General features: G+C 52.0%; 25 protein-coding genes and 1 tRNA gene. 15 read left to right on the top strand and 11 right to left on the bottom strand.

Going from position 1 to position 26,584, the window contains the following annotated elements:
* A partial coding sequence (locus tag CVU77_06795) for a type VI secretion system ATPase TssH (protein PKN01055.1) occupies positions 1–2,262 on the top strand: 2,262 nt, incomplete at its 5' end.
* A gap of 166 nt (positions 2,263–2,428) precedes the next feature.
* Here the strand turns inward: CVU77_06795 and CVU77_06800 are convergent.
* Positions 2,429–4,624 (bottom strand): glycine--tRNA ligase subunit beta, encoded by a 2,196-nt coding sequence (locus CVU77_06800; GenBank protein ID PKN01056.1) that lies wholly within the window; start codon positions 4,622–4,624, stop codon positions 2,429–2,431.
* A gap of 501 nt (positions 4,625–5,125) precedes the next feature.
* Between CVU77_06800 and CVU77_06805 the strand changes: the two genes are divergently transcribed.
* From CVU77_06805 to metW, 5 genes are all read left to right on the top strand, one after another.
* Complete coding sequence (locus CVU77_06805; protein PKN01057.1) at positions 5,126–5,572, top strand: Rrf2 family transcriptional regulator; 447 nt, start codon at positions 5,126–5,128, stop codon at positions 5,570–5,572.
* Between the two features lie 78 nt (positions 5,573–5,650).
* Positions 5,651–6,955 carry an O-acetylhomoserine aminocarboxypropyltransferase gene (locus tag CVU77_06810; protein PKN01058.1) on the top strand — a complete coding sequence of 435 codons (1,305 nt, stop codon included), beginning with the start codon at positions 5,651–5,653 and terminating at the stop codon, positions 6,953–6,955.
* 128 nt (positions 6,956–7,083) lie between these two features.
* A complete protein-coding gene (cysK, locus tag CVU77_06815; protein PKN01059.1) occupies positions 7,084–8,010 on the top strand; it encodes a cysteine synthase A in 927 nt (308 codons plus the stop codon).
* Positions 8,011–8,064: 54 nt separating this feature from the next.
* Positions 8,065–9,216 (top strand): homoserine O-acetyltransferase, encoded by a 1,152-nt coding sequence (locus CVU77_06820; protein ID PKN01060.1) that lies wholly within the window; start codon positions 8,065–8,067, stop codon positions 9,214–9,216.
* 2 nt (positions 9,217–9,218) lie between these two features.
* The gene (gene metW / locus CVU77_06825) at positions 9,219–9,833 is read left to right on the top strand and encodes a methionine biosynthesis protein MetW (GenBank protein ID PKN01061.1); all 615 of its coding nucleotides are present in this window, start codon (positions 9,219–9,221) and stop codon (positions 9,831–9,833) included.
* A gap of 50 nt (positions 9,834–9,883) precedes the next feature.
* Here metW and CVU77_06830 read toward each other — a convergent pair whose 3' ends face one another.
* Together CVU77_06830 and CVU77_06835 are read right to left on the bottom strand one after the other, a co-directional pair.
* The gene (locus CVU77_06830; protein PKN01062.1) at positions 9,884–10,330 is read right to left on the bottom strand and encodes a hypothetical protein; all 447 of its coding nucleotides are present in this window, start codon (positions 10,328–10,330) and stop codon (positions 9,884–9,886) included.
* A gap of 69 nt (positions 10,331–10,399) precedes the next feature.
* Positions 10,400–11,536 carry a hypothetical protein gene (locus CVU77_06835; protein ID PKN01063.1) on the bottom strand — a complete coding sequence of 379 codons (1,137 nt, stop codon included), beginning with the start codon at positions 11,534–11,536 and terminating at the stop codon, positions 10,400–10,402.
* 108 nt (positions 11,537–11,644) lie between these two features.
* Between CVU77_06835 and CVU77_06840 the strand changes: the two genes are divergently transcribed.
* The 6 genes from CVU77_06840 to CVU77_06865 are packed head-to-tail and all read left to right on the top strand — an operon-like array spanning position 11,645 to position 17,990.
* Positions 11,645–13,462 (top strand): hypothetical protein, encoded by a 1,818-nt coding sequence (locus CVU77_06840; protein PKN01064.1) that lies wholly within the window; start codon positions 11,645–11,647, stop codon positions 13,460–13,462.
* Positions 13,462–14,187: a hypothetical protein gene (locus CVU77_06845; protein PKN01065.1), complete on the top strand. Its 726-nt coding sequence runs from the start codon at positions 13,462–13,464 to the stop codon at positions 14,185–14,187. Before CVU77_06840 ends, CVU77_06845 begins: the two co-directional genes overlap by 1 nt.
* Before the next feature lie 9 nt (positions 14,188–14,196).
* Entirely contained in the window at positions 14,197–14,796 is a 600-nt protein-coding gene (locus CVU77_06850; protein ID PKN01066.1) for a hypothetical protein, read from the top strand.
* 48 nt (positions 14,797–14,844) lie between these two features.
* Positions 14,845–15,579 (top strand): hypothetical protein, encoded by a 735-nt coding sequence (locus tag CVU77_06855; protein PKN01067.1) that lies wholly within the window; start codon positions 14,845–14,847, stop codon positions 15,577–15,579.
* Positions 15,580–15,598: 19 nt separating this feature from the next.
* Positions 15,599–17,242 (top strand): hypothetical protein, encoded by a 1,644-nt coding sequence (locus tag CVU77_06860; GenBank protein PKN01068.1) that lies wholly within the window; start codon positions 15,599–15,601, stop codon positions 17,240–17,242.
* A complete protein-coding gene (locus CVU77_06865) occupies positions 17,181–17,990 on the top strand; it encodes a hypothetical protein (protein ID PKN01111.1) in 810 nt (269 codons plus the stop codon). Before CVU77_06860 ends, CVU77_06865 begins: the two co-directional genes overlap by 62 nt.
* 1 nt (position 17,991) lies before the next feature.
* Here CVU77_06865 and CVU77_06870 read toward each other — a convergent pair.
* Positions 17,992–18,078: transfer RNA gene (locus CVU77_06870), tRNA-Leu, on the bottom strand.
* Positions 18,079–18,290: 212 nt separating this feature from the next.
* Between CVU77_06870 and CVU77_06875 the strand changes: the two genes are divergently transcribed.
* The 3 genes from CVU77_06875 to trxA all read left to right on the top strand — a co-directional run bounded on the left by CVU77_06875 (position 18,291) and on the right by trxA (position 21,456).
* Positions 18,291–20,045, top strand: coding sequence for a hypothetical protein (locus CVU77_06875; protein ID PKN01069.1), 1,755 nt, complete (start codon positions 18,291–18,293; stop codon positions 20,043–20,045).
* A gap of 190 nt (positions 20,046–20,235) precedes the next feature.
* The gene (locus CVU77_06880; protein PKN01070.1) at positions 20,236–20,931 is read left to right on the top strand and encodes a hypothetical protein; all 696 of its coding nucleotides are present in this window, start codon (positions 20,236–20,238) and stop codon (positions 20,929–20,931) included.
* Positions 20,932–21,135: 204 nt separating this feature from the next.
* Positions 21,136–21,456, top strand: a complete 321-nt coding sequence (trxA, locus tag CVU77_06885) for a thioredoxin (GenBank protein PKN01112.1) — start codon at positions 21,136–21,138, stop codon at positions 21,454–21,456.
* A gap of 22 nt (positions 21,457–21,478) precedes the next feature.
* Here the strand turns inward: trxA and CVU77_06890 are convergent, their stop codons facing one another.
* From CVU77_06890 to CVU77_06920, 7 genes are all read right to left on the bottom strand, one after another.
* Positions 21,479–21,712, bottom strand: a complete 234-nt coding sequence (locus tag CVU77_06890) for a hypothetical protein (GenBank protein PKN01071.1) — start codon at positions 21,710–21,712, stop codon at positions 21,479–21,481.
* A gap of 84 nt (positions 21,713–21,796) precedes the next feature.
* On the bottom strand, positions 21,797–23,311 hold the full coding sequence (locus tag CVU77_06895) for a hypothetical protein (GenBank protein ID PKN01072.1): 1,515 nt from the start codon (positions 23,309–23,311) through the stop codon (positions 21,797–21,799).
* 96 nt (positions 23,312–23,407) lie between these two features.
* On the bottom strand, positions 23,408–24,646 hold the full coding sequence (locus CVU77_06900) for a NupC/NupG family nucleoside CNT transporter (GenBank protein PKN01073.1): 1,239 nt from the start codon (positions 24,644–24,646) through the stop codon (positions 23,408–23,410).
* A complete protein-coding gene (locus CVU77_06905; GenBank protein ID PKN01074.1) occupies positions 24,643–24,948 on the bottom strand; it encodes a hypothetical protein in 306 nt (101 codons plus the stop codon). The genes CVU77_06900 and CVU77_06905 overlap by 4 nt, the downstream gene beginning before the upstream one ends.
* The gene (locus tag CVU77_06910; GenBank protein PKN01075.1) at positions 24,945–25,541 is read right to left on the bottom strand and encodes a hypothetical protein; all 597 of its coding nucleotides are present in this window, start codon (positions 25,539–25,541) and stop codon (positions 24,945–24,947) included. The genes CVU77_06905 and CVU77_06910 overlap by 4 nt, the downstream gene beginning before the upstream one ends.
* Before the next feature lie 2 nt (positions 25,542–25,543).
* Positions 25,544–25,975: a type II toxin-antitoxin system death-on-curing family toxin gene (locus CVU77_06915; GenBank protein PKN01076.1), complete on the bottom strand. Its 432-nt coding sequence runs from the start codon at positions 25,973–25,975 to the stop codon at positions 25,544–25,546.
* Positions 25,975–26,232 carry a hypothetical protein gene (locus tag CVU77_06920; GenBank protein ID PKN01077.1) on the bottom strand — a complete coding sequence of 86 codons (258 nt, stop codon included), beginning with the start codon at positions 26,230–26,232 and terminating at the stop codon, positions 25,975–25,977. Before CVU77_06920 ends, CVU77_06915 begins: the two co-directional genes overlap by 1 nt.
* Between the last annotated feature and the right edge of the window lie 352 nt (positions 26,233–26,584).

Raw genomic sequence — 26,584 nt, forward strand, 5'->3', positions numbered from 1 at the left:
ATAGTGATTAGTAAAAGCGTCTGTTCGGTCACAGTTGGACAGCAGAAACGGACTAACCACTATTCACTACCCACTAATCGCTTTCTTTATTTTAAGGATGCCTCCGCTATGAATCATAATCAGTCGTCCCCGCAGGAACAGTCCGTCGAAAATCCGCTTGAAAAATACACAAGAGACCTGACTGACCTTGCGCGCAAGGAAAAACTCGACCCTGTAATAGGCCGCGATTCCGAGATACGGCGCGTGATGCAGGTTCTTTCCCGCCGCACGAAAAATAATCCCGTTCTCATCGGCGAACCCGGAGTCGGTAAAACCGCCATAGCCGAGGGGCTGGCGCGGCGCATCGCTTCGGGCGACATTCCCGAGTCGCTTAAAAATCGTCGCGTGCTGTCTCTGGATATGGGCGCGCTCATAGCCGGCGCCAAATACAGAGGCGAGTTCGAGGAGAGATTGAAAGCGGTTCTCAAAGCCGTGACTTCTTCCAACGGGGAGATAATACTTTTCATCGACGAGATGCACACACTCGTGGGCGCGGGCGCGGCGGAAGGCGCCGTGGACGCGGCAAACATAATGAAGCCGATGCTTGCGCGCGGCGAGCTTAAATGTATAGGCGCGACCACTCTTGACGAATACCGCAAACACATAGAAAAGGACGCGGCTTTGGAGCGCAGGTTTCAGCCCGTCGTAGTCGGGCAGCCCACCGTCGAGGATACAATAGCGATTTTGAGGGGGCTTAAAGAACGCTACGAAATACACCACGGCGTAAAAATAAAGGATTCGGCGCTCGTGGCCGCTTCCGCGCTGTCCAACCGTTACATTTCCGACAGATTCCTGCCCGACAAGGCCATCGACCTGGTGGACGAGGCCGCCTCGCGCCTGAGAATAGAAATTGATTCAATGCCGCTGGAGCTCGACGAACTCGAAAGAAAAATCCGCCAACTGGAAATAGAGCGGCAGGGGCTTATTAAGGAAAAATCCAAAACCGCCGATGTCGACGCCAAAATATCGCTACTGCGCAAGGAGCGCGACCGTCTGTCGGAGCACTGGCGCAAGGAAAAAGAAATAATCACCCGTCTTCGCTCGCTTAAAGAAGAAACCGAGCGGCTCAAAATCGAGGAACATCAAGCGGAACGCGCCGGCGATTTGGGCAAGGTCGCGGAACTGCGCTATGGAAAATCGCGCGACATCGGACAGCGTCTCGCCGAGGAAAACAATAAACTCGCCGCGCTTCAGGAAAAACTTAAGATGCTTAAAGAGGAAGTGGATGAAGAGGATATAGCCGAAGTCGTCGCCAAGTGGACGGGTATTCCGGTATCCAAAATGCTGGAAACCGAATCGCAGAAGCTTTTGCGTATGGAAGAGTTTCTTAAGCGCCGCGTCGTCGGTCAGGACGAAGGCGTTGCCGCCGTTGCGGCGTCGGTGCGCCGCTCGCGTTCCGGGCTTTCCGACCCGAATCGTCCGATAGGGTCGTTTATTTTTCTGGGACCGACGGGTGTGGGTAAGACAGAATTGGCAAAATCGCTGGCGGAATTCCTGTTCAACGACGAGCGAAGCATAGTGCGGCTCGATATGTCGGAGTACATGGAAAAACATTCCGTATCGCGGTTGATGGGCGCTCCCCCGGGCTATGTGGGTTACGAAGAAGGCGGCCAGCTCACGGAGGCGGTTCGCCGTCGGCCGTATTCGGTGGTATTGTTCGATGAGATAGAAAAAGCCCATCCCGATGTTTTCAATTCGCTTTTGCAGATTCTCGACGACGGACGTCTTACCGACGGGCAGGGACGCACCGTGGATTTCAAGAACACCGTCATAATTATGACGTCCAACCTCGGCGCCGAAATTTATCAGAAGACCGAGACGCCTCTTCTGGAAATAATGGAAAAAGGTTTGAAGGACGAGTTAATGACGGCGCTCAGGGCGTTTTTCCGTCCGGAATTTTTGAATAGAATCGACGAGGTCGTGGTTTTCCGCAATCTGGCCAGAGAAAGCATAAAGCAAATTGTGGATATTCAGATAGCGCAGGTCAACGCGCGGCTCTCGGAGAAAAAAATCGTCGTTTCGCTTGACGACAAATCAAAAGAATATCTGGCCGCCGCCGGATTCGATCCGCATTTCGGGGCGCGTCCGCTTAAAAGAGCGATACAGCGGGAGATTGTCGATGTGTTGAGCGGCAAGCTTTTGGCAGGCGGGATAAAAGAAGGCGCGCGAGTATCCGTTACCGCGATTCCGAAAGGCGGCGGACTTAAGTTTAATGTGCCTTGAAACCGTCGGAAGAAGTTGACCCCGCAGGGACAGGATTGAGTGTCCGTCATTGAGCGGGATTTCGCTAAGCTCAACGAGCCCTCCCCTGCGCGAGGATATTGTCTGTCATCAAGCGGAGGGCAAAACCTTTCATACGATAGGTTGCCGACGGAGGGAGTGGTTAGAATTAGGCGCCTTTTAACTCGGAGAAGTCGGCTATCAGGCGATAGTGTTCGACTATGCGGGACAGCAGAGCCAGTCGGTTGCCTCTGAGATTGGCCTCAGGCGCCATTACCATCACTTTATTAAAAAAGTTTTCCAGCGGAACGGCGAGTTTTGTAAGCAGTGTCAAAGCTTCGGGGTAATTTCTGGATTTTCGCAGTATCTCAAAATCGTTTAACAGCGATTCGACCGCGCCGGAAAGTTCTTTCTCCTCATCCTGAGCGAAGAGAGTTTCGTCTACGGCAAGAGTTTTTACGTCGGTTCCGGCCTTTTGCGCCTGTCTTATTATGTTGCCGGCCCGCTTCAGCGATACGGTTATCTGTTCAAAGGCCTTGTCGTTCTTTGCCGCGCCCAGCGCCTCCGCGCGGGCGGCCGCGTCGGGCACGTCGTCGAATCCGGCGGCTAAGGCAGCGCGTATTTCGTCAATCCCCCTCCCGCTTTCCTGAAAAATCGTTTCCAGCCGCAGTCGTATAAAATCCTTTATTTTCGCAAGTGTGCCGTCGATATCGGAGGATATTGTTTTTTTTGTCCGCTCATCGGAGCTGTCCACCAGGCCGCGCAGCGCCTCGGCAAAAATTAAATTAAGCGGCAGAGATATATTTTTTTCAAGAAGAATTTTAAGCAGACCGGCTGCCGCGCGCCGGAGACCGTAGGGATCTTCCGAACCGGTGGGTATTATGCCTATGGCGAAATCGGCGGCGATGGTGTCTGCCCTGTCGGCTATGGCGACAATTGATGCTTCCGCTCCGGAAGGAACCGTTCCGTCGCTGTCGGCGGCGGACGGGCGGTAGTGTTCCCGTATTATTGAAACCACAGTATCGTTTTCGCCGGCGTTTTTGGCGTAAATCGCGCCGGCTATTCCGCAGAGTTCGGGGTATTCAAATATAATTTCGCTCGTCAAATCCGCCTTTGCGAGTTCGGCGCCTCTTGCGGCGTTCTTTTTGGCGTCTTCTTTGAGTCCCGCGGCATCGGCGAATGAAACGGCGAGTTTCCGGACGCGCGCGGTTTTATCGGCCATACTGCCGAGGCGTTCGCGGAATGTGACACCGGAAAGTTTGGCCGCCATTGCGTCAGGGCTTAGTTTTAGATCGTTCTTATAAAAAAAGAGGGCGTCTTCAAGACGCGCGGTAAGCACTTTTTCATAGCCGGCCACTATTCTTTCCACGCCGGACGATATCCCGTTTTTAACCGCGACAAAGTTTTCGCTCAACGCGCCTTCTTTGGTCCTGAGCGCGAAGAATTTTTGCTTTTTCTTCATGCAGGTTATAAGTATTTCTTCCGGCAGGGCAAGATATTTCTTGTCGAATCGTCCCGCGAGCGCCGTGGGATATTCTACAAGCGAATTGACTTCGCTCACCAAATCTTCGTCGAAAAGCACGCGGGCCTTTACCGACATGGCGGCGGCTTCCAGCGCCCGTCTTAGCAGTTTTTCGCGTTCCCTATGGTCGGCCAGCACACAGGTATTTTTGAGCGCCTGTAAATATTTGGCGGTTCCCGAAACCGTTAATTTCTTTCCGAATCCCGGCCCCGGGCCGAATGTTTTGGCGGAAGATTGGACTCCGCCCGCCGAAAATTTTACGATTTTCGAGCCGTACAGCGCGAGTATATTTCGTATGGGTCTGGCAAAACGGAATTTTGTCTCGTTCCATACCATTGATTTCGGGAATTTTATCGTCGAGATGATTCCCTGAAGGCCGTCGGAGAGTATTTTTTCGGTTTTGTCGCCGGGGATTTTTATCTCAGCGGCGAAGTATTCTCCTTTGGCGAGTTTTTTAACGGATAATTTTTCGGGCGGCAGGCCGAGTTTGCGCGCAAATCCGATGGCCGGCGGCTTGAACGAACCGTCTTCCGCGCGTCCCGCGGCGACGGCCGGCCCCGTGTATTCTTCGATTTTATCGTCGGCTTTCGGCGCGACTCCGCAAACCGTTACCGCGAGGCGGCGGGGAGTGTGATAATAGGCAACCTCGCCGTGCGGCACGTTTTTTTCGTCGAGCAGAGCGACGATTTTGGCGGCGAATTCCGCGGCGGCGGGTTCAATGTAGGATGCGGGTAATTCTTCGCAGCCGATTTCGATTATTATGTCGGCGGGTTGCGCCGCGACTTTTTTTACGGGTGCCATAGGTTTTGGATTATAACATTTTTTCGGTTTGTTTTCCATCATAATGTTGTTGACCCAAAATTATTAACTTGAGCCAATTGAAAAACCCCGTTATTTGTCATTCTGAGACCTTCGGCGAGCGTCATTCTGAGTCCTTCGGCGGTTGTCATTCTGAGCGTAGCGAAGAATCTCATAATGCCTCAGGATAAACTCCGCGAAGAATCTCGTCTTCCGACGACCACCCTTCGGGTGGAGGCCATTCACGGATCCTGCCCTGAGCCAAAGCGAGACCCTTCCCCCGCATCAAGCGCGGGGTCAGGGTGACAAAAGTGAAGGGTTCGCTGGCGACATTTTGGACACTTTTTCAATTGACTCAATCTGCAACTTTTTTCTTGGCCGTTAAGTATGCCGGCGTCGAAAAATAAAATCTTTTGGGGAGGCACTTGACAAGTCCAATAAAAAAATATATACTCTACCGAAACGATAGAGATAGTATACAATAGAAATCTACGCCCGATAAACCAAAAAAATATAATTTGCGCGGCGACAATTCGGTATAAAAAAATGAAACTGACATACAAAGGCGATTACGCTTTAAAAATTATTCTTGATCTTGCCCAGCATTACGACAAAGGCCTGTCGCGCGTAAAAGATATTTCAGAAAGGCAGGATATACCCAAAAAATATCTTGAACAAATCATCATCATTCTAAAAGGCGCGGGATACGTCAGAAGCCGCCGCGGCCCCGACGGAGGAATATCTCTGGCGAAGCCGCCGGAAAAAATCATGCTCGGCGAAATCATCCGTTTGACCGACGGCGCTACGTCTCCCATCACCTGTATAAGCAAAACGGAACCGTCGAAATGCAGGGATTTCGGCCGATGCTCGTTCGTGGATATGTGGCGCGACATTCGGGATTACACAAACAGCATAGTAGACAACACAACATTTGCGGATATGGTCGAAAAATCCAAAAAAATATCCGTAAAGCATCCCGATTACAACATCTGATTTTTTAAGAGCATTGTATATAGTTCAGGTAGACAATATAATTATGCCGTAAAAACGGCGATTACAGGAGGCAGCAAAATGTCGAACGAAAAAAAACAATTGAGTCCCGAAACTATACTATTGCACGGAGCGCAAACGCCGGATTCCGCCACCGGAGCCCGCGCGGTGCCTATTTATCAAACCACATCTTATCAGTTCCGCGATTCCGAGCACGCGGCCAATCTGTTCGCGCTTAAAGAGTTCGGCAATATCTATACGCGCATAATGAATCCCACCACCGATGTGTTTGAAAAGCGTATGGCTCTCTTGGACGGCGGCGTCGGCGCGTTGGCGGTTGCGTCGGGGCAGTCGGCCATAACGTTGGCAATTTTGAATCTTGCCCGCGCCGGCGACGAGATAGTGTCCGCCGACAACCTCTACGGCGGAACGTACACTCTTTTTCATTACACGCTGCCGCGTCTGGGCATTACGGTGAAATTCGTGAAGTCGAACGATCTTGCCGCGCTGCGGTCGGCCATAACCCCAAAAACGAAAGCGGTTTACGCCGAGTCGGTAGGAAATCCCAAACTCGACGTCGCCGACCTCGACGGTATTTCGCGCATTGCGCGCGAAGCGCGTCTTCCTTTTATACTGGACAATACCGTATCGCCGTATCTGTTGCGGCCTTTTGACTACGGGGTCGATATCGCGGTTTACTCCGCCACCAAGTTTATAGGCGGCCACGGGACTTCGATAGGCGGAGTTATCGTCGACGCGGGTAAGTTCGACTGGACTATAAAAGAAGACGGGAAATCCAAGTTTCCCACGATAGCCGACCCTGAGCCGAGCTATCACGGCATAAACTTCGTCGAGGCGCTCAAGCCGATGGGCAACATCGCTTACATTATCAAGGCGCGCGTGACTTTGCTGCGCGACCTCGGGCCTGCGCTCTCTCCGTTCAATTCATTTTTATTTTTGCAGGGACTTGAAACGCTTCATTTAAGAATGGTTCGCCATTCCGAGAATGCCGTCAAGGTTGCGGAGTATCTGCAAAAACATCCCAAGGTTGTCTGGGTAAATTACCCCGGCCTTAAAACAAGCCCGGAATACGAGCGCGTCAAAAAATATCTTCCGCGCGGAGCCGGCTCGATAGTGGGTTTCGGCATAAAGGGAGGGCTTGCCGCCGGACGCAGGTTCATTGATTCGCTGCAACTTGTATCACATTTGGCTAATATCGGCGACGCCAAAACGCTTGCCATTCACCCGGCGACTACGACACATCAGCAGTTGTCGGAAGATGAGCAGCGCGCTACCGGAGTAACGCCCGACTTTGTGCGGCTTTCCGTGGGACTGGAAAATACCGACGACATAATAGCCGATATAGAGCAGGCGCTGGGACAATAGGTGGTAGTAGGGGCGAAAGATTTTTCGCCCCTGCCGGTGAAAAATGTTCTGTTTGTAGGGGCGAAAGATTTTTCGCCCCTACAGGTAATTTTTATCATCCTCAACCCTGTCGTTAAATGGAGCTAATTATGTTAAGAATATATGATGATATAACGAAAACCGTAGGCAACACACCATTGGTAAGAATCAATCGCATCGCATCGGGCGCCGCAGCGACGGTTCTTGCCAAACTCGAATCTTTCAATCCGTTGTCGAGCGTAAAAGACCGCATCGGAGTTTCGATGATAGACGACGCCGAACAAAGAGGAATTCTCAAAGAGGGCGCGGTCATAGTCGAGCCGACGAGCGGCAATACGGGCATAGCCCTGGCCTTCGTTGCGGCGGCAAGAGGGTATCGCCTGATACTTACCATGCCGGACACAATGAGCGTCGAACGTCGGCAGCTTCTTAAAATATTCGGCGCGGAACTTGTCCTGACCGAAGGTACCAAGGGTATGCGCGGAGCGGTTGAAAAAGCCGAGGAAATAGCGCGTTCGATTCCCGGGAGTTTTTTGCCGCAGCAGTTTAATAACAAGTCCAATCCCGCGATACACCGCGCGACGACGGCGGAAGAAATTTGGCGCGATACCGGCGGAGCCGTTGACATTTTTGTTGCCGGCGTGGGCACGGGTGGAACGATAACGGGCGTGGGCGAGGGATTAAAAAAAAGAAAGCCCGGCGTGCGTATAGTGGCCGTGGAACCAAGCGATTCCGCCGTGCTTTCCGGCGAAAAGCCATGCCCGCATAAAATTCAGGGAATAGGAGCGGGCTTCGTTCCCGCAGCGCTTGATCTCTGCGTAGTGGACGAGATATTCAAGGTAACCAACGAGGAATCGGGATCCTTCGCGCGTCGTTTGGCGCGCGAGGAAGGGATACTGGCCGGAATATCGTCGGGCGCGGCGCTTTATGCCGCGGTGGAAGTAGCGCGTCGTCCCGAGAACGCCGGCAAAACAGTGGTGGTGTTGCTGCCGGATACCGGCGAAAGATATTTGTCGACGTGGCTGTTCGAGAAATAAAAAAAGATTTATTTTATATCCGGCTGCTTGCCTCTCCATTAAAGGGAGAATCCGATGAAAGACGAAAGAAAAACGTCGTCCGGCGAAGGCCTCGGCATAGTCGAGACAAAATACTTTGCCTTTAACGGACTTGAACTGGAATTCGGCCAAAAACTCTCCGAAGTAACCATCGCTTACGAGACCTACGGGCGGCTTAACGAAAATAAATCCAACGCCGTGCTCATAGCGCACGCTTTGACCGGCGACGCGCACGCGGCCGGCTGTCACGAGGGCGACGAAAGGCCCGGATGGTGGGACGAAATGATAGGTCCCGGCAAGGCGTTCGACACGGACAAATACTTCGTAATCTGCTCGAATGTTCTGGGCGGATGCAGGGGAACCACCGGTCCGTCGTCGATAAATTCCGAAACCGGCAAACCTTACGGCGCTTCGTTCCCGACGATAACCATTAAGGACATGGTATCCGCGCAGCTTCGGCTGACGGAACATCTGGGGATAGCCAAACTTCTGTCCGTCGCCGGCGGCTCGATGGGCGGAATGCAGACGCTCGAATGGCTCTCGTCTCATCCGGACAGGGTGCGTTCGGCCATTCCCATAGCCACTACGGCGAAGCATTCTCCTCAGCAGATAGCGTTTTCCGAAGTCGGCCGGCAGGCCGTAACGGCGGATCCCGACTGGCGGGGCGGGGACTACTACGGCGTGTCTTTTCCGTCGAGAGGGCTTGCGGTGGCCCGCATGGTCGGACATATAACTTATATGTCCGACGCGTCCATGGCCGAAAAATTCGGCCGGCGCGTGAAGACATCGCGTCCGGGATTTAAATTCGAGCCGGATTTCGAGGTCGAGGGCTATCTTAAATATCGCGGAGAGAGTTTTGTAAAACGTTTCGACGCCAACTCTTACCTCTATATAACCAAGGCGCTCGACTATTTTGATCCTGCCGGCGACCGGCCGCTCCACGAGGTCTTCAGCGGTCTTGCGGCCAAAGTTCTGGCCATATCGTTTAAGTCCGACTGGCTGTATCCGTCTTATCAGACGCAGGCGATAGTGCGGGCTCTTAAAATCGCCGGCGCCGACGTTACTTACTGCGAAATAGAATCCACGTACGGGCACGACGCGTTTCTTCTTGAGTTCAAGGAGGAAACCCGTCTTATAAAACATTTTCTGGAGCGCGTCCGGTCCGTGGGCGAACTGACAAAGGAATAAATATGACGAATACAAAAATAAATCCCGTTTACGACGCGGCTGTTTCGTGGGTGACCGAAAATTCGTCGGTGCTGGATTTGGGTTGCGGCGGCGGGGAATTATTGGAGCGCCTGTCGCGCGAAAAGCGCGCCAGGGTGACCGGAATCGAGATAGACGAGCAGGCGATATACAGTTGTGTGGCCAGAGGCCTGAGTGTTTTGCACGAGGATCTGGAGGCGGGTCTTAAGGACTTCGCGGATAAATCTTTCGATTACGTGATATTGCTCGACACATTCCAGCAGGTGCGTCGTCCCGCGGTGATTCTTGACGAAGCGCTGCGTGTCGGTAAAAAAGTCGTCGCCGGATTTCCGAATTTCGCAAATCTTAAATCGAGGATGCAGATATTTCTGGGAGGACGGGCGCCGGTCACGCCCGCTCTGCCGTACAAATGGCACGACACGCCGAACCTGCATTTTTTAAGCGCGCTCGATTTTGAGGACTATATCAAGGAAAAGAATATTACCGTCGAGAAAAGAGAATTTTTCACGGGCATACGCCGCGTGAGATACCTGCCTAATCTTTTCGGAGAGGAAGCCGTATATCTTTTGTCGGCAGGCAAACCCGAAAGAAACAAATAAAGCGCCCGTCATCTTCCGGTTAATTTGTCGGAGCGCTTTCTATCCGGATATTATTCTTTCCTGCCGGAGAGTTTCTTGAAACCATCGAGCACCGCGGCGGTAGCGTCGGCGGAAAACGAGACGCCTTTGCCGGGTTTATATTCGCCGTTTTCAAGATAAAAGTTCCGTATGTGAACGTACTTGCGGCCTTTGAAATCGGCCGAATAAACTTTGAGCTTGCCCTTATCCGTCTCTTCGAGAACTTCTTCGGCGTCGCCCTTACCTTCCGCTATTTTGCTCAGCGTTTCAATGATAACCGGCACGTGTTTGAACGAAATCCACGAACCTTTTTTAGTCGGGCTCGGTTCGGCGCCGTCGGCGAAGCTGGCGTAAAGCCGCACGTCTATTTTGTTGTTTTTCAGCACGGATATTCTTATTTCCTCCGTGTCATTTTTGCGGATTGTCGATACAAGCTCCGAGTTCATGAATATTCCGTTCTTATCGAAAGGCGCTGCCATTTTTAATCTCCGTGATTTCGGTCTCCGTCGAAAAAAGTATGTCGCGGGCCGCTTATTTTGTTGTTTTGATTATTGACGCAGTAATGCTTCCACCAGAGCTCTTGCGAAGTCCGGCGCGGCTTCGGGGCCGGCGGCGGTTATTACAGAGCCGTCTATCTCGACACGGTTACCCGTGTAAGTTCCGCGTTTGATCTCCTTTTTTACCGACGGAAACGCAGTCACTTTTTTGCCGTCGACCGCGCCGGATTTGTCGAGCGTGACGGTGGCAATGCAGATGGCGCCCAATATTTTGGCGCTTGACGCGAAGTGGCGCGCCAGAGCGTGCGCCGCCGGATTTTCCCAGAAAACCTCCGCGCCGGAACCGCCCACAAAAACGGCTCCCGCGTATTCCGACGGATTAATGTCCTGTATGAGGGCATCGGACTCCGTTCTCCCGCCGAGCATACCGGACAGCGTGCCCGTTTTCAGAGAAACCGTCACGACTTCCATCCCCGCCGCCTCGATTGCTTTCTTCGGCTCGAAATATTCCTCGTCGCGGAAGTTTATCGGAGCCGTAATCATAAGGACTTTTTTGGACATCCCCGCCGCCTTGGCCGCCGGCGTCGAAGGCGCTCCCGCTTTTGAACGGACTATTTTAACCGACTTCAGTATAATGTCGGTGGCGGGCGCGTCTCTTGGTCCCCGCGGCGCGCGGGCAATTTTATTTACAATGTCCTGCCCCTCCGCGACCTGTCCGAAAATCGTATGTTTTCCGTCGAGCCACGGAGTCGGCGTCTCCGTTATGAAGAATTGCGAGCCGTTGGTGGCCGGTCCGGAATTCGCCATAGCCAGCCGTCCCGGCCGGTCGAATTTAAGATCGGATATTTCGTCCTTGAAGCGGTAGCCCGGCCCGCCCGTTCCGGTGCCCAGGGGGCATCCGCCCTGAATCATAAACTCCGGAATAACTCTGTGAAATTTAAGGCCGTCATAGAAACGCCTTTTCGCCGACTGCCCCGTTTTTTGGTCGATGAATTCTTTCGTTCCCTCGGCAAGACCCGTGAAATTCTCGACCGTCAGGGGGGCTTTGTCCTCAAATAACTCCACGGTTATCTTTCCCATGGATGTCTCGAATATCGCTTTCATTTTTACGCCCTCTTTTGCGCCGGCTCCGGCGGTAAGCGCGAAAAATACCGCGGCCGCCGCCGCGCAGTTAATAAGTTTTTTCATGGCAACCTCCCGTATCGTTAACTCGAAACGATTATATCAAAGTCCTTCCGGCTTTTCAAATTATCCGATTGACTTATACGGCGATATAATGTAAAATTCCGTCTCACCATGGGCAAAATGTACGTAAGCTACAATATGCTATCCATATACGGGGACTGCCCCCGGAAATACAAGTTCCAGTATGTGGATGGTCTCGCCAAGCTTTATCGTCAGGAAAAACCTTATTTGTCGTTCGGAGAATCCCTTCACAAGGCATTGGAAGAGTTCTTCAAAAATCCGAATGCGGAGTCCAGAACCAAGGAAAATCTGCTCGGCATTCTGAGTCGGGTGTGGATAAAAAAAGGATTTTCCAGCGAGGACGAAGAAAAACAGTATCTTCGCGACGCCGAGCGGTATCTGGGCATATTCTTCGACACTCAGGACGTAAAAATAACGCCGTTTCGCGTCGAAGAATTCTTTCGCGTTCCTATGGAAGGTTTTTTTCTTACCGGAAGAATGGACCGCATAGACATTCTGCCGGGCACAAAAAACAAGCTTGAGATAATAGATTACAAAACCGGCAAGTATATGCCGACGCAGGAGACCTTTGATAAGGACCTCCAGATGTCGCTGTACGCGCTTGGGGCATTAAAGAAATATCCGGAGTACTCGCCGGAGAAAATTTCCGTTTATTATTTTCAGCACGGACAGAAACTCACCACGACTCGCACTCCCGAACAGCTTGCCGAAGTCGAGAGCGATCTTGAGGAGCGCGTCGCGGCTATCGCTTCGGATACTGATTATGAACCCAGAGAAACTCCGTTTTGCAGGAGCTGCGATTATCTTCTCATCTGTCCGTTGATGGGCGTATGTGCCACGGAAACCGCGGGAAAAACGCGTCTCGACGAACAGGCCGGGCAGCAGGCGCTTCTGGAAGAAGAACTTAAAAAAACCAAAGAACACTACGTTTCCATAACTCAGGACCTCTACGCGCTTCATAACTACTCGCTGGACATATCTTCCACGCTCGATTCTAAAATTTTGGCGCAGAAGATTTCCGCCGCGTTCAGGGGCATTGCGGCGGCGGCGCGCTCGGCGCTTTTTTTCTGGGACGTGGGCGAGGGAAAATTCATCCTGACCGATTCGCATAATCTGGATTTTTCAGAGGACTTCGCCGTAGAAGAAAATAAAATATTTTCATTTTCGGGCGGCTGCGATTTCGGTCTGAGCGCGTCCGACACTTTCTCGCGGGATAATCCGTTTTGCTCATTGTTCGGATCCACACACGGACTCAAAAACTACGTAGTCACTCCGCTTGTGACAAAAGACAAAGTTTTCGGGTTGATGGCGCTGGCCGATCTGGCCGGCTCGCGGCGACCGACCAATAAACATCTTCAGACGGTACTGACGTCCCTGGCCGACCAGGCGGCCGTAGCCATATACAATTCGTCGCTTTACAGATACGCCATTTACGACGGGCTGACCAAACTATTTCGCGGCAGTCATTTTCAGGAGCGGCTCAAAATAGAAATGGCCCGCGCCCGCCGCACCGGCGAAAAACTTACTCTGGTGATGTGTGACCTCGATAATTTCAAAAAAATAAACGACACCTACGGACACATCGAAGGCGACAGAATACTCAGGGAATTCGGCAGGACGGTCAGAGTCAAGACCCGCGCCACGGACATTTGCGGCCGATACGGCGGCGAAGAATTCGCCGTGCTGCTGCCGTCCACGGACGTGTCGGGCGCGGTCAATGTAGCCGAAAATATCAGGGCGCACGCGGAATCTTCCATAAAAACGTCCGACGGTAAACCGGTGACGGCGAGTTTCGGCGTAGCCGCCTGGGACGTTTCAATGAACAATCCGTCCGACTTTGTGCATAAGTCAGACGAAGCGCTTTACAAGGCCAAACAGAGCGGCAAAAACCGGGTGGTGTTCGTCTGATGAAATTTATAAAGACGCTCGCGGCCCTGGCCCTTGCGCCCGTCGTCGCCGCTGCCGTTTACACTTATGCGCGTTTTCTGTATAACTTTGCCTCGGAGTCGATACTGGTTTACCGGAGTTTCTGGGCGGCTCTTGCGTTGTATCCGGTTTTTCAGAAATTTGTCGCGCGGCCGGCAAAAGTTTACATATTCGAACACGAGATGACTCACGCGCTTTTTGCCGTCCTTACGGGCAGCCGCGTCAAAAAGATATCCGTTAAAAAAGACAACGGCAGCGTCATCGTCGATAAAACCAATTCGCTGATCACTCTCGCGCCGTATTTTTTTCCGCTCTACGCGGCGATGATTTTCGGCATATGGAAACTTTCCGCGATGCTCTGGCCCCGGATAATGCCGTGGGAGCCGGCGGCGCATTTTGCGTTCGGGCTGGCTCTGAGCTTTCATTTTCTTATGACCGCCGGCGCGATATTGCAGGGGCAGTCGGATATTAAATCCGACGGCGTGTTTTTTTCGCTTGCGGTAATATTTTCTCTGTATATATTCGTATCCGTTTTTCTGCTTAAATTTTTATTCGGGTCGCCCGCCGTTTTCGGCGACCTTGCAGGGTTTTTAAAGGAAATATGGCGGCTTTCCGCCGTTTTTTACGCATGGCTGTGGCGTGTGTTTTACGAAAATATTATTCCCGCCGCGCGTCGAGTCGTCGGCGATTCCATTCCGAAAGGTTGAGTGCGCAATATGCCGGTTCACGTCATTGAAGAAATAAAAAGAAAACTTTTTCACATGCTCACGCTTATTTACGTCGTGGGTTACTGGTTCCTTCCGCGCGAAATCGCGGTCGGCGGAATGGGTATAACAATCTTCACCGCCCTTGTCATCGAGATGGTCCGGCTTAATCATGAAAAAATCAACCGGCTTATTTTGCTTCTGGGCATCCATAGAAAAAGCGAAGAACAGCATCTCAGCGGACTTCTGTGGACTCTTTCGGGAGCATTTTTTACGATGTATTTTTTCGACAGCCCCGACAACCCGCTTACGCGCAATATCGTTCTGGCGGCGCTGCTTTATGCCGCGCTCGGCGACACGGCCGCCGCTCTTGTGGGAAGGATTATCGGCAGAACCAGAATAGGCACAAAATCTCTTGAAGGAAGTTTGGCCTGTCTGTTTACGAATCTGGCGGTAGGATATTTTCTTCTTCCGTGGCCGATATTCCTGTGGGGCGCCGTTTTCTCGGCATTTTTTGAACTGATAAAATGGCCGCTCAACGACAATTTTTGGATACCGATTCTTTCCGCGGGCGCGCTTACGCAATTGATGATAAGGTATTCCTTCCTGTAACGCTTTGCCGGCGCGGAATGTTCAACGCTGGCTTCACAAACCATACCAATGCTTAAAGTCGAGTCGCTCACCAAACAGTTTCGCGGCGTCGAAGTCCTTAGCGGGCTTACGTTTTCCGTCGGAGCGGGCGAAGTGCTCGGTTTTCTGGGGCCCAACGGCGCGGGTAAAACTACGACCGTTCGCATCGTTTCCGGAGCCATCCTGGCAACTTCGGGCAGGGTGGAAATAAACGGAGTGTCCATTGCCGACGACCCCGTGGCGTGTAAAAAAATCACATCTCTTGTTCCGGAGCAGCCATATTTATGGGAGCGGCTGAGTGGCTGCGAATATCTGTCTTTCGTCGGGAAAATATACGGGCTTTCTTCCGAAGTTATCGCCGAGCGCGGCGAAAAACTGCTGGCGGACTTCACACTTTCGGAATCGGCCGACACGATGATAGAGACATATTCATACGGAATGAGGCAGAAACTCGCCTGGTGCGCGGCGCTTCTGACCGAGCCGCTGCTGCTTCTGCTCGACGAGCCGTTTACCGGACTCGACCCTATGAGCGTTCGCGCCGCCCGCGCTCATGTCGAGGCGGCGGCCCGCCGCGGCGCGGCTGTTTTTATCTCCACGCACATACTTGAGATAGCCGAAAAACTCTGCAATAAAATATGTATTTTGAACCGCGGACAAATTGTGGCGGCCGAATCGAGAGAGAATCTCAAAAAACTTTTTGACAGAGAGATGTCGCTTGAAGACATTTTTTTTGAGATAGTTAAAGACAAACAGCCCGGATTATAAGCGTCCGGAACCTTCCGTAATGATGAATACCGTTTCGACTTTCGTCTGGGCATTTTCGAGGGGAGTAAGGAATCGCTTTCTTTCGTTGACACTTTTCGGAGAGTTTAAGGCGGCTCTTTTTATTTTTATCGGAATGGTTTTCGCAGCTTCGCTTTTCTTTTTTTTCTGGCGGCTGATATCCTATCTCGACTCGGTCGCGCTGATAGGTCCCGCGCTATCGGGCAAGTTCGTTTCGCTGGTATGCCTGTCGGTATGGTGGATGGCTGTTTTTTCGTCGCTGAACGCGGCGTACGGCCATTTTTACTTTGCGTCCGACACTCACACTCTGATGTCCTGGCCGCTTCCGTTCGCCGACGTTACCGCCGTGAAACTCTTTCGTGTCTTCAGAGATTCTTCCACCACCGCCCTTGCCGCGATGGTTCCGCTGGTGGTGGCCTTTGGCGCGGCGCGCTCTGCGCCGTTTTCATTTTACGCGCAAAGTTTCGCGGGACTCGCGCCGTTTTTTTTCTCGGCGACGGCCATCGGCGTTGCGGCGGTAATATTGGTGAGCGCCCTTTTTCCTGCCTCCAAGGCGCGAAGGCTGATATGGGTTCTGCTGGCGGCCTCCGGCAGCGCGATTTACGTGCTGATAAGAATGCTTGAACCGGAGCGCCTTGTCAGGCCGGACTCTCTTGAGTTTGTCGCCGAATATCTGTCTTTTCTTGAAACGCCCGCCGCATCACGTCTGCCGTCGGGGATTTATTATGCGATTATGGCAAAATCTTCGGCGGGCGGGTTTAATATTATCGGCTGGTTGGCGCTGTCGGGCATTTGCGCGGCGCTTTACGCGGCCGTCTCTAAGCTCTCGGAGTATTTTTACGCCGATTCGCTGGCCAACAAGAATGACACCGGACGTTCCGGCGGCTTTTCGGAAAAAATCAACCCGCGGGGACCTTCTGGCGAAATAATGGCTCTGGACGCGAAGGTTTTTTTCAGAGAGCCGCAAAGATGGTCGCAAATAATGCTGGTCGCCGGACTATTCGCGGTTTACCTGGCCAGCGCGGCCAGAATTCCCGCCGACACTTTTTATCTTAAAACCATAGTGGCTTTTATGAACGTGGGCCTTGTCGGATTTGTGGCCGCGGCTCTTTCTCTGCGGTTTGTCTTCGCCGCGTTCAGCGAGGAATCGGGATTTTGGTGGGTGCTGGCCACGTCGCCGATGTCCGTGGAGCGGATAGTGCGCGCCAAGTTTCTCTCCCGCGCCGCGCTGGTTGCCGTATCGTCTTCCGCGCTTTATTCCGGCACCGCGCTGATACTCGCAATACCGGCGGCCGCCTCGATTGCGGGGATAGGTTTTACCGCCGGAATCGCACTGTGCGTATCGACGGCGGCCATATATTTCGGCATAAGGTTTCCCAAAAAAATATTTTCAAGCACGGCCGAGATAGAGGGATCCAACGGCGGACTTTTTTATGTTGCCGCTTCTCTTTTTTACGTGGCGTTGAATTTGACGGTGTCGGCCGGGCCGTTCAGGGCGTACTACATAACGACATTCTCCGCCGTGCCGTCCGCGCGTTCGGGAAATTTGCTTATGGTTTCCGCCGCCGCGTTGTTTATGGCCAATGCCGTCTTGGCGTATTTTTTCTACAAGAAATCTATCGAGGCGGCCCGAACTTATGAGTAAAATGAAAATATCTTTTTTGTTCCCGCTGCTTGTAGTGTGTTCCGCTCCGGCAGGATGCCGCGCCGCGCCCGCTCCGTGTGAGGTTGCGCGGAACGCCTTTCCGCCTCCCGGCTCGTTTTTTGCGGAAGTCCGGACGTCTCGCAAAGCCGTGGCCATAAGTTTCGACGACGGCCCGGGCGATTATACGCCCGCAGTGCTCGATATCCTGGCGCGCCGCGGCGCCCGCGCGACTTTTTTTGTTATGGGGTCAAGGATAAAAGGCCGCGAAGACATACTGCGCAAGATTCACGCGGCAGGCCACGAAATCGCAAACCATACCTACGGGCACATAAACTTTTACGCGTATAAAAATGATGACCGCGCCGTGGCGCTCACGTCCGAAATCAATAAAACCGACGCGCTGATTTTCGCGGCTGTCGGCGAGCGTACTCGGTTTTTGCGAATGCCGCACGGATACTGCGCGCGTTGGTCGCGCGATGTCGCGCGACTCACCGGACACGTTATGACAAATTGGACCAGGGGCTACGACTGGATGGGTTTGAGTCAGGAAGAGACCACGCGAAAATATGTGGAAGCTCTGAAGCCCGGCGCCATACTGCTTTTTCACGACGGCGGGGGCAATAGAACAAAAACTATCGCGGCGCTTGAGGCGGTGTTGGATGCTGCCTCAAAGGCCGGCTATGAAGCGGTTACGGTGGGGGATTTGATTTGTTCGCCGGTCGACGACATTGTTGTCGAAAAAAAATAAATGGGCAAGGTGGGAATTGAACCCACACGAGGACATAGTCCCCTCAGGTTTTTGAGACCTGTGCGTCTGCCAGTTCCGCCACTTGCCCTTGTCGGCCGAAAAAACACTAAAATCGCCGGCCGTCGCGTCAGATTATATCAAAAAGCCGGGCGCGGCGCAGATTAAAAAGTGTCCTCGTTTGCGAATCCTTGCGGCATTGTGTCGAAAATCACGCCGCCCCTCGGTTCAGGCAAAGCTTGAAAAAATATAAAAATTTAATATCATAAACACTCGACGTCGACTCGCCGCCGGAGGAAACCTATGAATACCAAAAAGAAAATATCTTTTATTATCGCCTCCGCGGTTTTTTTTGCGGTTATGCTGCTATGGTTCGCGGGCTTTTTGACGGCGCTTGACAACAGTTTGTCGGATTTCAAGTTTATACTGCGAGGGCCGCTCGCCGCCGACCCTGATGTGATAATAGTGGCCGTCGACGAAAACGCCGTAAAAAAACTCGGCCGCTGGCCCTGGCCGCGAAGAGTACACGCCCGTTTGATAGACAGAATAACCCGCGACGGCGCGAAGGCGATAATTTTCGACGTGCTGTTCACCGAGGCCGACCGCGCCGACCCCGCCTCCGACGCCCAATTGCTTGCCGCCGCCCGACGTTCGCGGCGGACAATTCTGGGCGGGATGTTTCAGTTTAAGGGCGCCTCGCCTGACGTATATCTTGTTCCGCCCGGCGAAAATATTCATTCTCCGCGAGTCGGATTCGTGAATATTTTTCCCGAACTCGACGGCAAATGCCGCAAAGTGCCCGTCGTAATAGAGTATAAAGGATTGCTCCTGCCGTCTCTGGCGATGCGCGGACTGGAGTTGTATTACGGCAAGCGCATCGACGCCATACTCCGGGAGCGTCGCGTCGATCTCGACGATAACGGCGAAATGATAGTCAACTATCGCGGCGGTTTCGAGCGGTTCGAGTATGTCAGCTACGTCGATGTTATATCAGGAAAAATTCCCGGCTCCAGGTTTAAGGACAAGGTAGTCCTGGTCGGCGGCACGGCCGCCGCGCTTTTTGATTTCAAGGCGACACCGTATTCGCCGGTTTTTCCCGGCGTGGAAATTCACGCCAACGCCATATCAAACGTCATAAACGGCAACTTTTTCCGTCCCGTATCCTGGATTTGGGCGCTGCTGGCTTCCGCGCTTATATGCGCCGCCGGCGGATATTTTATGGCTACATTGAGCGCCTGGAAAGGGAGCGTTATTGCTTCTACCGCGATATTCGGATATCTCGGTGTTTCGTACGCGATGTTTTTGGGCAACCGCTATTTTAATTATACGGCGCCGGTAGTCGCGGGATTGTTCTGTTACGTAGGGATTCTCCTTTACAGGTTCTTTACCGAAGAAAAAGAAAAGAAATATATCAAGAAGACATTCTCGCATTATCTGAGTCCGCACGTTATGGACGACATTTTGAATAATCCGGCCAGCTTAAAGTTAGGCGGTCAGAAGCAAACACTCTCCGTGCTTTTCTCGGATATACGAGGTTTCACTACGATGTCCGAGCAGCTTAAAGCCGAAGAGGTCGTCGCGCTTCTTAATGAATATCTGACCGAAATGGTCAAAGTCGTCTTTAAGCACGACGGAACCCTCGATAAATTTATGGGCGACGCCGTCATGGCTTTCTGGGGCGCGCCGATTCCGCAGAACGACCATGCGCTAAAAGCCGTCTCGTGCGCCCGCGATATGATAATAGAACTAAGAAAACTTCAGGTGAAGTGGCTTGCGGAGGGAAAGACCGCCACTATAAACATAGGGATAGGCGTAAACACGGGTGAGATGGTTGTGGGCAATATGGGCTCTTACGAGCGTATGGATTACACCGTTATCGGAGATAATGTAAATCTTGGCGCGCGGCTGGAAGGTCTCAACAAAGATTACGGCACGCAAGTCATTATATCGGAGTTTACCTACGCCATAGTCAAGGACACATTTAAGACGAATTATCTTGCGGAAGTTAAAGTGAAAGGAAAGGCCAAACCCGTCAAAATTTACGCTGTCGAAGTTTGAGTTTCTATTCCCCCTTAATAAAGGGGGAATAAAAGGGGGTTGTTATCCATTTGATATGGGGGAGCGCTTCAATCCTCTCGTCGAGGATGGGGAGAATACAACCCCCAGACCCCCTTTGTTAAGGGGGAATACTCAATCCGCACAAAGCAATAGTTTAACCGAACACGTGTGTTATGGGGGGACATAAATTATGGATCTTTTTTGGCGGTTGATTCTGGCTCATTTCGTCAGTGATTTTACCCTGCAGACGAATAAGATAGCCAAATGGAAAAGAGAAAGCTCGTGGGGCGTGCTTTTTCATTCCATTATTTTCTTTGCCGTCGGCGCGCTTCTTACCTATTGGCGGGCAAACGAAATATGGGTTGAGATACTCGGTTTCGGAATAAGCGGCTGGATGGCGCTGGGTATTCTTACCGCCTTGCATTACATGGAAGATAATTGGCGGGTTTGGACCATATCGAAATTCAATTCTCCGGACTCATTCATTTTTTTCCTGTGGGATCAATTCATCCACTATCTGATGATATTCATCTTTACCCCGCTGGATTCAAGCATAACGCCCGAGAGGTGGGTCATAATAGCCATAATTTACGTGCTGGCCGCGCATTTTATGACGATATTTATTTACTACATCGAAAAAGATATTTTCGGGCAGGCCGTGATACGGGCGGATCTGAAATATTATTCGATAATAGAGCGGCTGGCCATAGTTTCCCTGTTTCTGCTGCCGGGGCAGTGGTGGCTGTTTATGATTGCCCTGTGGATAATTAAAAGCGTTATTTACGGCATAAAGAAAATCTACGATTTTTCCTGGATTCATATAGTACTCAACTATACAATGGCCATACTTCTGGGCGTTGCCGGAAAAATAGTAATGAGTTTATAAAATACCATAGTGTAATTTATTACTGGTGAAAAACGACTTCTTTTGTCATTCCCGAATGTTTTTATCGGGAATCCAGTGTTTTTTCTAGATTCCCGCTTTCCCTCGGCCCCGCATTTGCGGAGCCTCGCCTTTGGCGGGGCGTGGCGCGGGAATGACAAACTGTGGGAATTTTTCGCCAGCGACCAATTGTTAAACGGAGGAATTATGACCGAGATAATTCTCAACGACGGAAATTTTAAAAGCGAAGTTTTGGAATCGAAAGTGCCGGTTCTGGTGGATTTCTGGGCCGAGTGGTGCGGCCCGTGTCAAATGATGGGGCCGGTAATAGCCGACATTGCCGCGGCGTTTTCCGGACGGGCCAAGGTGGGCAAACTCAACGTGGACGAAAATCCCGAGTCCTCGGCGCTCTATGGAGTTACGGCCATTCCTACCCTTGTGATTTTCAAAGACGGTAAGGCAGTCGATAAAGTGGTGGGATTGCAGCCAAAGCAGGTTATAGAGGCAAAACTGACGGCTCAATTATAATTTTCAGGCGGGCGTAAACTTCTTACCAGAGCGCCATACCCATACGCAGGGCTCGTATCATAACGACCAGAACCAGCACGGCTACGACGCTTAACAAGACAGAAAAAAAAATTCCTCCCCGACGGACCGGAGATATATTCCGCCGCGAAAAATCATTTGGGGAGATGTCTTCGTTGCGCTCGAAACAACGCGGGCAGAAGCCGCTTTTTCTTCCGAGTTTCAATCCGCACTTGGAACAAACTCCGAATACCATCATTGGTTTTCCGCTGTTTTCGGGTTTAAGGCAGTGGTCAGTGAAATAAAAAGAAGTGAATAGTGATTAGTAAAAGCGTCTGTTCGGTCACAGTTGGACAGCAGAAAAGGGCAGTTTGACCGAAAAGGAACTTCCCTTGCCTTCCTGGCTTGCCACCGATATTTCCCCGCCGTGCGCCTCAGCCGCCAGCTTAGAAAAAGTCAGTCCCAGCCCCGCGCCGCTTCTTATCTGAAATCTCCTGCCTTCCACCTGTACGAATTTGTCGAATATTTTAGAAAGATATTCTTCGGGGACGCCCATCCCGTTGTCGCTTACGGTCAGCGTCCACGAAATGCCGTCGGATTTTGCTTCGACTTCTATGGCGCCGGTATCGGTCTTGGTATGTTTCATGGCATTGGAGAGGAGGTTGGAAACTACTCTGCGCATCAGCGCTTCATCGCAAATCGCGCGGAGTCCGTCGGGGCAGCGTAGCGAAAGAATCTTTTTTTCGGCGGACGCCTGCGCCTCAAAGTCGCGCATCGACGTTTCCAGCAGGGACTTTACGGAAACATCCGAGAGAACCGGCCGCAATTTGCCGTGTTCAAGTTTTGCCACGTCGAGCATGTCCTCTATCAGACGCATAAGATTTTTGGAAGAACTGCGCGCGAGCCGCAGAAATTTCAACTGTTTGTCGTTGCCGGCGGATTGGGCGTCGGAATTCAGAAATTCGATGGAAGACACTATCGCGCTCAGCGGGGATTTAAGGTCGTGGACGATCATATGCACCAGGTCGTCACGGAGGCCCATAAGTTTTTTGAGCGCTTCGGTCATCGCGGCGAAGTCCTTCGCCAGGGAGGCGACTTCCTCGTCGGCCGAAGGAATTTCAAGACCGTCGAAATCAAGTTTGCCGCGGGAAACTTCGATGGCCGCGGCGCGAAGCCGTTCCAGGGGCGTCGTTATCCTTCGGGCGAAGAATATGCCCGCCGCGGCGAAAATCGCGGCTATCAGCGCGGCCCACGCGCCGGCTTTGGCGGTCATTTTGGCCAGAGGCCGCATGACGTCTTCGTAAGGCGTCAGCGAAAAAATCACGATGTCCGCCGGGCCGTCGGCCCATACGGCGACGGATTTTCGCGCCTTTTCGTCGAGAGTTATCAATGCCTCGTCGGACCTCCGACGGCGCAGCGCGCCTTCGGAGACGGCCTCAAGTCCGGAAAAATCCGACGCGGCGGCCACTCTGGCTTCGTCGTCGTGGGCGACAAGACGTCCGTCGGTATCCACGGCGAAGATGTCTTTTCCGCGGATGTGCGGCTTGACATCGCGCCACATAGGCAGGACGTCGAGTTCGGCGTATCCGCCGCTTTTTTTGGCCGACGGCGTTTGACGCGGCCGTTTCGGTTTGCCGTCGGCGGCAAAACGCGCGGCTCCGGCGCGCGCGCCCCGTCGGCCTGATTCCGCGGCCGCGCTCAGACGGTCCGCGACGGAATTGAGCATATCCTTCTCGGCTATGAAATGAGATGCCAGTAGAGATTCCACCAGCACCGCGCGGCCGACAAAAAGGGCCGCTCCGGCGGAAAGCACGGACGATAGTCCGGCCAGTAGAGCGATTTTACTGCTGAGTTTCATTGGTAAAGACCGATATAAAAACCGATATTAGGAAATTAGGAATTTTGGTAGGGACAGGTCGCGACCTGTCCCTACTTCGTCATTACATTCCTCGCTTTATATAAGGAATCCCGCGATAGTTGCCGTCATAAAGCAAGCCAGCGAGCCCGCGAGCACGGCGCGCAGGCCGAGTTTGGCCAAATCGTGGCGACGGCTCGGCGCTATGCCGCCGATGCCGCCTATTTGTATGGCTATCGAGAGAAAGTTGGAGAAACCGCAGAGCGCGTAGGTGGCTATGACTACCGAACGCTCGCTTAAAATTCCCGGGTTGTCGCGCAGAAAAGTGGCCAGATTGAAATACGCCACGAACTCGTTGAGCACGGTTTTTTGTCCCATAAAGTTTCCTATGATTTGCACGTCGGCCGACGGCACGCCCATAATCCAGGCCAGCGGGGAAAACACCCAGCCGAATATTTTTTGAAGCGAAAGGCCGTCCGCGCCGAAAAGTCCGCCCGCGTATCCTACCACGAAATTCGCAAGAGCCAGCAGCGCCATAAATGCTATAAGGCAGGCGCCCACGTTGAGAGCCAGTTGCATTCCTATGGTGGCTCCGTTTGCGGCGGCGTCTATTACATTGGCGTCGTCGGTCTGATATTGAATTTTTACAACACCCTTGGTCTTGGGCTCTTCCGTCTCAGGCACTATGATTTTGGCCATTACCAGCGCGGCGGGCGCCGACATAACGCTTGCGGCAAGCAAGTGTCCCGCGATGTTGGGCATATAGTTTTTCAATATCCCGACGTAAGCGGCCATCACCCCTCCGGCTATTGTTGCCATTCCGCCGGTCATTACCGCCATCAGTTCCGATTGCGTCATCTCGGCGATGTAAGGCCGCACGACAAGAGGCGCTTCCGTTTGTCCCACAAAAATATTGGCGCTCGCCGAAAGCGATTCCGCGCCGGACGTGCCCATAAGCCGCGACATTATTTTGGCGAATATGACCACTATCCACTGCATTACGCCCAGATAATAAAGCACCGACATAAGAGACGAAAAGAATATTATCGTGGGCAACACTTGAAAGGCGAAGATAAAGCCCAGCGACTGGTTGTTAATCAGGTTGCCGAAAAGAAAAATCGCGCCCTCGTCGGAAAACGACAGAAGTTTTATTATCACGTCGTTCATAAACTGAAAGAACGCCCTGCCCGGCGGCGACTTGAGCACTATCAGCGCGAATATGATTTGAAGCATCATTCCCGCCGCCACGGTTTTAAGATTAACGGCTTTTTTATTCTTTGAGAATATCCACGCAATGGCTATAAGCGCGAACATTCCTATAAAACTGATGTATCTCATCGTTGTGCCTCCGGACGGGCGGCGGTATTTTCATCGCGGGTCTGTCGCCGCATTAATTTTTGATTTCTGAAATAAAGAACGATGTCGACAAATACCATAATTCCGTTAAGCGCGTAAAGGGCGGTCACGGCGTCGGGATGCCGCAAAATTTTATGTATGACTCCGGCCGCGTATCCGACGCAGACCACGACGAGAAACGCGAGCGACTTACCTTCGTTGCGACGCGAGATATATGATTTTCGAATGGAAAAAGGCCACGCCGCGCCGAAACACACCAGCATTATTATCTCAAAAACGCTCATATTCCCCCCGCTTCCGCCGCCGCTTCATCGAGACGAGTTCTTAATTCCGTCAGCAGCGCGTCAATTTTATGGTAAAGCATTTCGTGGTCGTTTAACGAATTGTCCATATTAAAGTCGGCCATCGCCGCGCATTTGCCGAGTTGTTGTCCCGGCCCGTCGGTGGCGGATTCTCTTTTCTCAAATTCCGTAAACTCGTCGAAGGTGCGGGGGTCGTTTTCCCGCCCGCGTTTTTTAAGGCGCTCAAAGCGGATTTGCGCAGGCGCTTCAAGGTTGAGCAGAAAAAAATCGCTCTCGGCGGAAAGCCGCCTTATTTCGTCGGGATGGCGTATGGATGTTATCACGAAGTTTTCGCTGTCCGGTGTTTTGCGGCATTTTTCCACGGCAAGTTCGGCCAGCACTCCGAAGCCGCGCGTTTTTCTTAAATCAAATCCTGTTTCAAGCAAGTTAGTCCGCGTTACTTCTTTGCCCCGACGCTTCAATTCGTCGCGCAGGACATCCGAAAGGGAAAAATGGACAAACCCCATTTTGTCGACGAGAAACTCCGCCGCCGTGTCCTTCCCCGAACAGTAGAAGCCGGTGATTCCTATGAGCATAATTAGTTATTCGGCCACTTGGCGGCGACGATATTTTTTAAGATAAATTTTTCTATCGCCTTCGCCACCTCATCTTTGAATTGCGCGGGGCTTTGCGCCACCCAGACGGTAAAGTTGTAAAACTCCTGCTGATCCACTTTAAGCCACTTGTTGTTTTTATATAAAAACACAAGCAGTGTCGTGATGGCTATTCTTTTATTGCCATTTTGAAACGGATGATTCTTTATAAGAAGATAAAATAGTATGCTTGCCTTTGTCGCGAGCGTCGAATACAGCCCGCGCCCGCCGAAACTCTGAAACGGCGTCGCCACGCAACTTTCAAGAATATTCGGAAAGCGGGAAGAAAAATCGGGTATCGGCTCGTTAAAGGACATCAGTTCCCGCGCCAGAGTAAACGCAATCAACTCGACATCCTTGACGCTCAGGATTTTCATTATTCTCTGCCAAGTAGTTTAAGCGCTTCCCCGTACTCGGCGACAGTTCTTTTTACCGCGCGCTCCGTCGTATCAATGTCCCTCCCGGAAATCTTTTTGTCGGCCCCGCCTGTCACCAATTCGGATGATACGGCATAATTTCTACCGATTTTTACGGCTTTCATTTGTCCGTTTCTAACTTTTTTATATACCGCTATCCTGCTTATGCCCAGGATTTTGGCGACCTCGGGTATGGTAAGATATTTTTTTTCAGCCATGTTTTGAGTGTTGCAAAAGTATGTTAACCCGATAAAATTACATTAACCTATGTTAACCGAAACATAAGGTTAACAAAAAACGATTTTTTTGTCAAGTTTGGGCGTTGTTTCTCGATATCTGACGTTTCAATGAAGTGAAACAAAATTGAAATGTGGCTTTAGTCTTTGGGTATAACGTTCGCGGCCATGCGAAGTTGCCCGAAGCGTAGCGTAGGGTAATTTGGGAGAGGGCGGTACTCCGCCCGAACCGCATAGCCGCTGTTGTGTGATAGTGCCGAGGTGGACATTTTTTCAGAAACTGTTTTATTCTTTATTTTAAAAACTCGCCCGTCTTTTCTTCGCCGAAGCACAC

The sequence above is a fragment of the Elusimicrobia bacterium HGW-Elusimicrobia-1 genome (assembly GCA_002841695.1).
In the GTDB taxonomy this organism is placed as follows: domain Bacteria; phylum Elusimicrobiota; class Endomicrobiia; order PHAN01; family PHAN01; genus PHAN01.

Coding starts and splice junctions, on each gene's coding strand:
- CVU77_06860 (PKN01068.1), top strand. CDS start 15,599: ATGATGAATACCGTTTCGACTTTCGTCTGGGCATTTTCGAGGGGAGTA.
- CVU77_06915 (PKN01076.1), bottom strand. CDS start 25,975: ATGAAAATCCTGAGCGTCAAGGATGTCGAGTTGATTGCGTTTACTCTG.
- CVU77_06905 (PKN01074.1), bottom strand. CDS start 24,948: ATGAGCGTTTTTGAGATAATAATGCTGGTGTGTTTCGGCGCGGCGTGG.
- CVU77_06800 (PKN01056.1), bottom strand. CDS start 4,624: ATGATGGAAAACAAACCGAAAAAATGTTATAATCCAAAACCTATGGCA.
- CVU77_06910 (PKN01075.1), bottom strand. CDS start 25,541: ATGCTCATAGGAATCACCGGCTTCTACTGTTCGGGGAAGGACACGGCG.
- CVU77_06920 (PKN01077.1), bottom strand. CDS start 26,232: ATGGCTGAAAAAAAATATCTTACCATACCCGAGGTCGCCAAAATCCTG.
- CVU77_06805 (PKN01057.1), top strand. CDS start 5,126: ATGAAACTGACATACAAAGGCGATTACGCTTTAAAAATTATTCTTGAT.
- cysK (PKN01059.1), top strand. CDS start 7,084: ATGTTAAGAATATATGATGATATAACGAAAACCGTAGGCAACACACCA.
- CVU77_06850 (PKN01066.1), top strand. CDS start 14,197: ATGCCGGTTCACGTCATTGAAGAAATAAAAAGAAAACTTTTTCACATG.
- CVU77_06840 (PKN01064.1), top strand. CDS start 11,645: ATGGGCAAAATGTACGTAAGCTACAATATGCTATCCATATACGGGGAC.
- CVU77_06820 (PKN01060.1), top strand. CDS start 8,065: ATGAAAGACGAAAGAAAAACGTCGTCCGGCGAAGGCCTCGGCATAGTC.
- CVU77_06890 (PKN01071.1), bottom strand. CDS start 21,712: ATGATGGTATTCGGAGTTTGTTCCAAGTGCGGATTGAAACTCGGAAGA.
- CVU77_06835 (PKN01063.1), bottom strand. CDS start 11,536: ATGAAAAAACTTATTAACTGCGCGGCGGCGGCCGCGGTATTTTTCGCG.
- CVU77_06830 (PKN01062.1), bottom strand. CDS start 10,330: ATGGCAGCGCCTTTCGATAAGAACGGAATATTCATGAACTCGGAGCTT.
- CVU77_06875 (PKN01069.1), top strand. CDS start 18,291: ATGAATACCAAAAAGAAAATATCTTTTATTATCGCCTCCGCGGTTTTT.
- CVU77_06895 (PKN01072.1), bottom strand. CDS start 23,311: ATGAAACTCAGCAGTAAAATCGCTCTACTGGCCGGACTATCGTCCGTG.
- metW (PKN01061.1), top strand. CDS start 9,219: ATGACGAATACAAAAATAAATCCCGTTTACGACGCGGCTGTTTCGTGG.
- CVU77_06880 (PKN01070.1), top strand. CDS start 20,236: ATGGATCTTTTTTGGCGGTTGATTCTGGCTCATTTCGTCAGTGATTTT.
- CVU77_06865 (PKN01111.1), top strand. CDS start 17,181: ATGCCGTCTTGGCGTATTTTTTCTACAAGAAATCTATCGAGGCGGCCC.
- CVU77_06845 (PKN01065.1), top strand. CDS start 13,462: ATGAAATTTATAAAGACGCTCGCGGCCCTGGCCCTTGCGCCCGTCGTC.
- CVU77_06810 (PKN01058.1), top strand. CDS start 5,651: ATGTCGAACGAAAAAAAACAATTGAGTCCCGAAACTATACTATTGCAC.
- CVU77_06900 (PKN01073.1), bottom strand. CDS start 24,646: ATGAGATACATCAGTTTTATAGGAATGTTCGCGCTTATAGCCATTGCG.
- trxA (PKN01112.1), top strand. CDS start 21,136: ATGACCGAGATAATTCTCAACGACGGAAATTTTAAAAGCGAAGTTTTG.
- CVU77_06855 (PKN01067.1), top strand. CDS start 14,845: ATGCTTAAAGTCGAGTCGCTCACCAAACAGTTTCGCGGCGTCGAAGTC.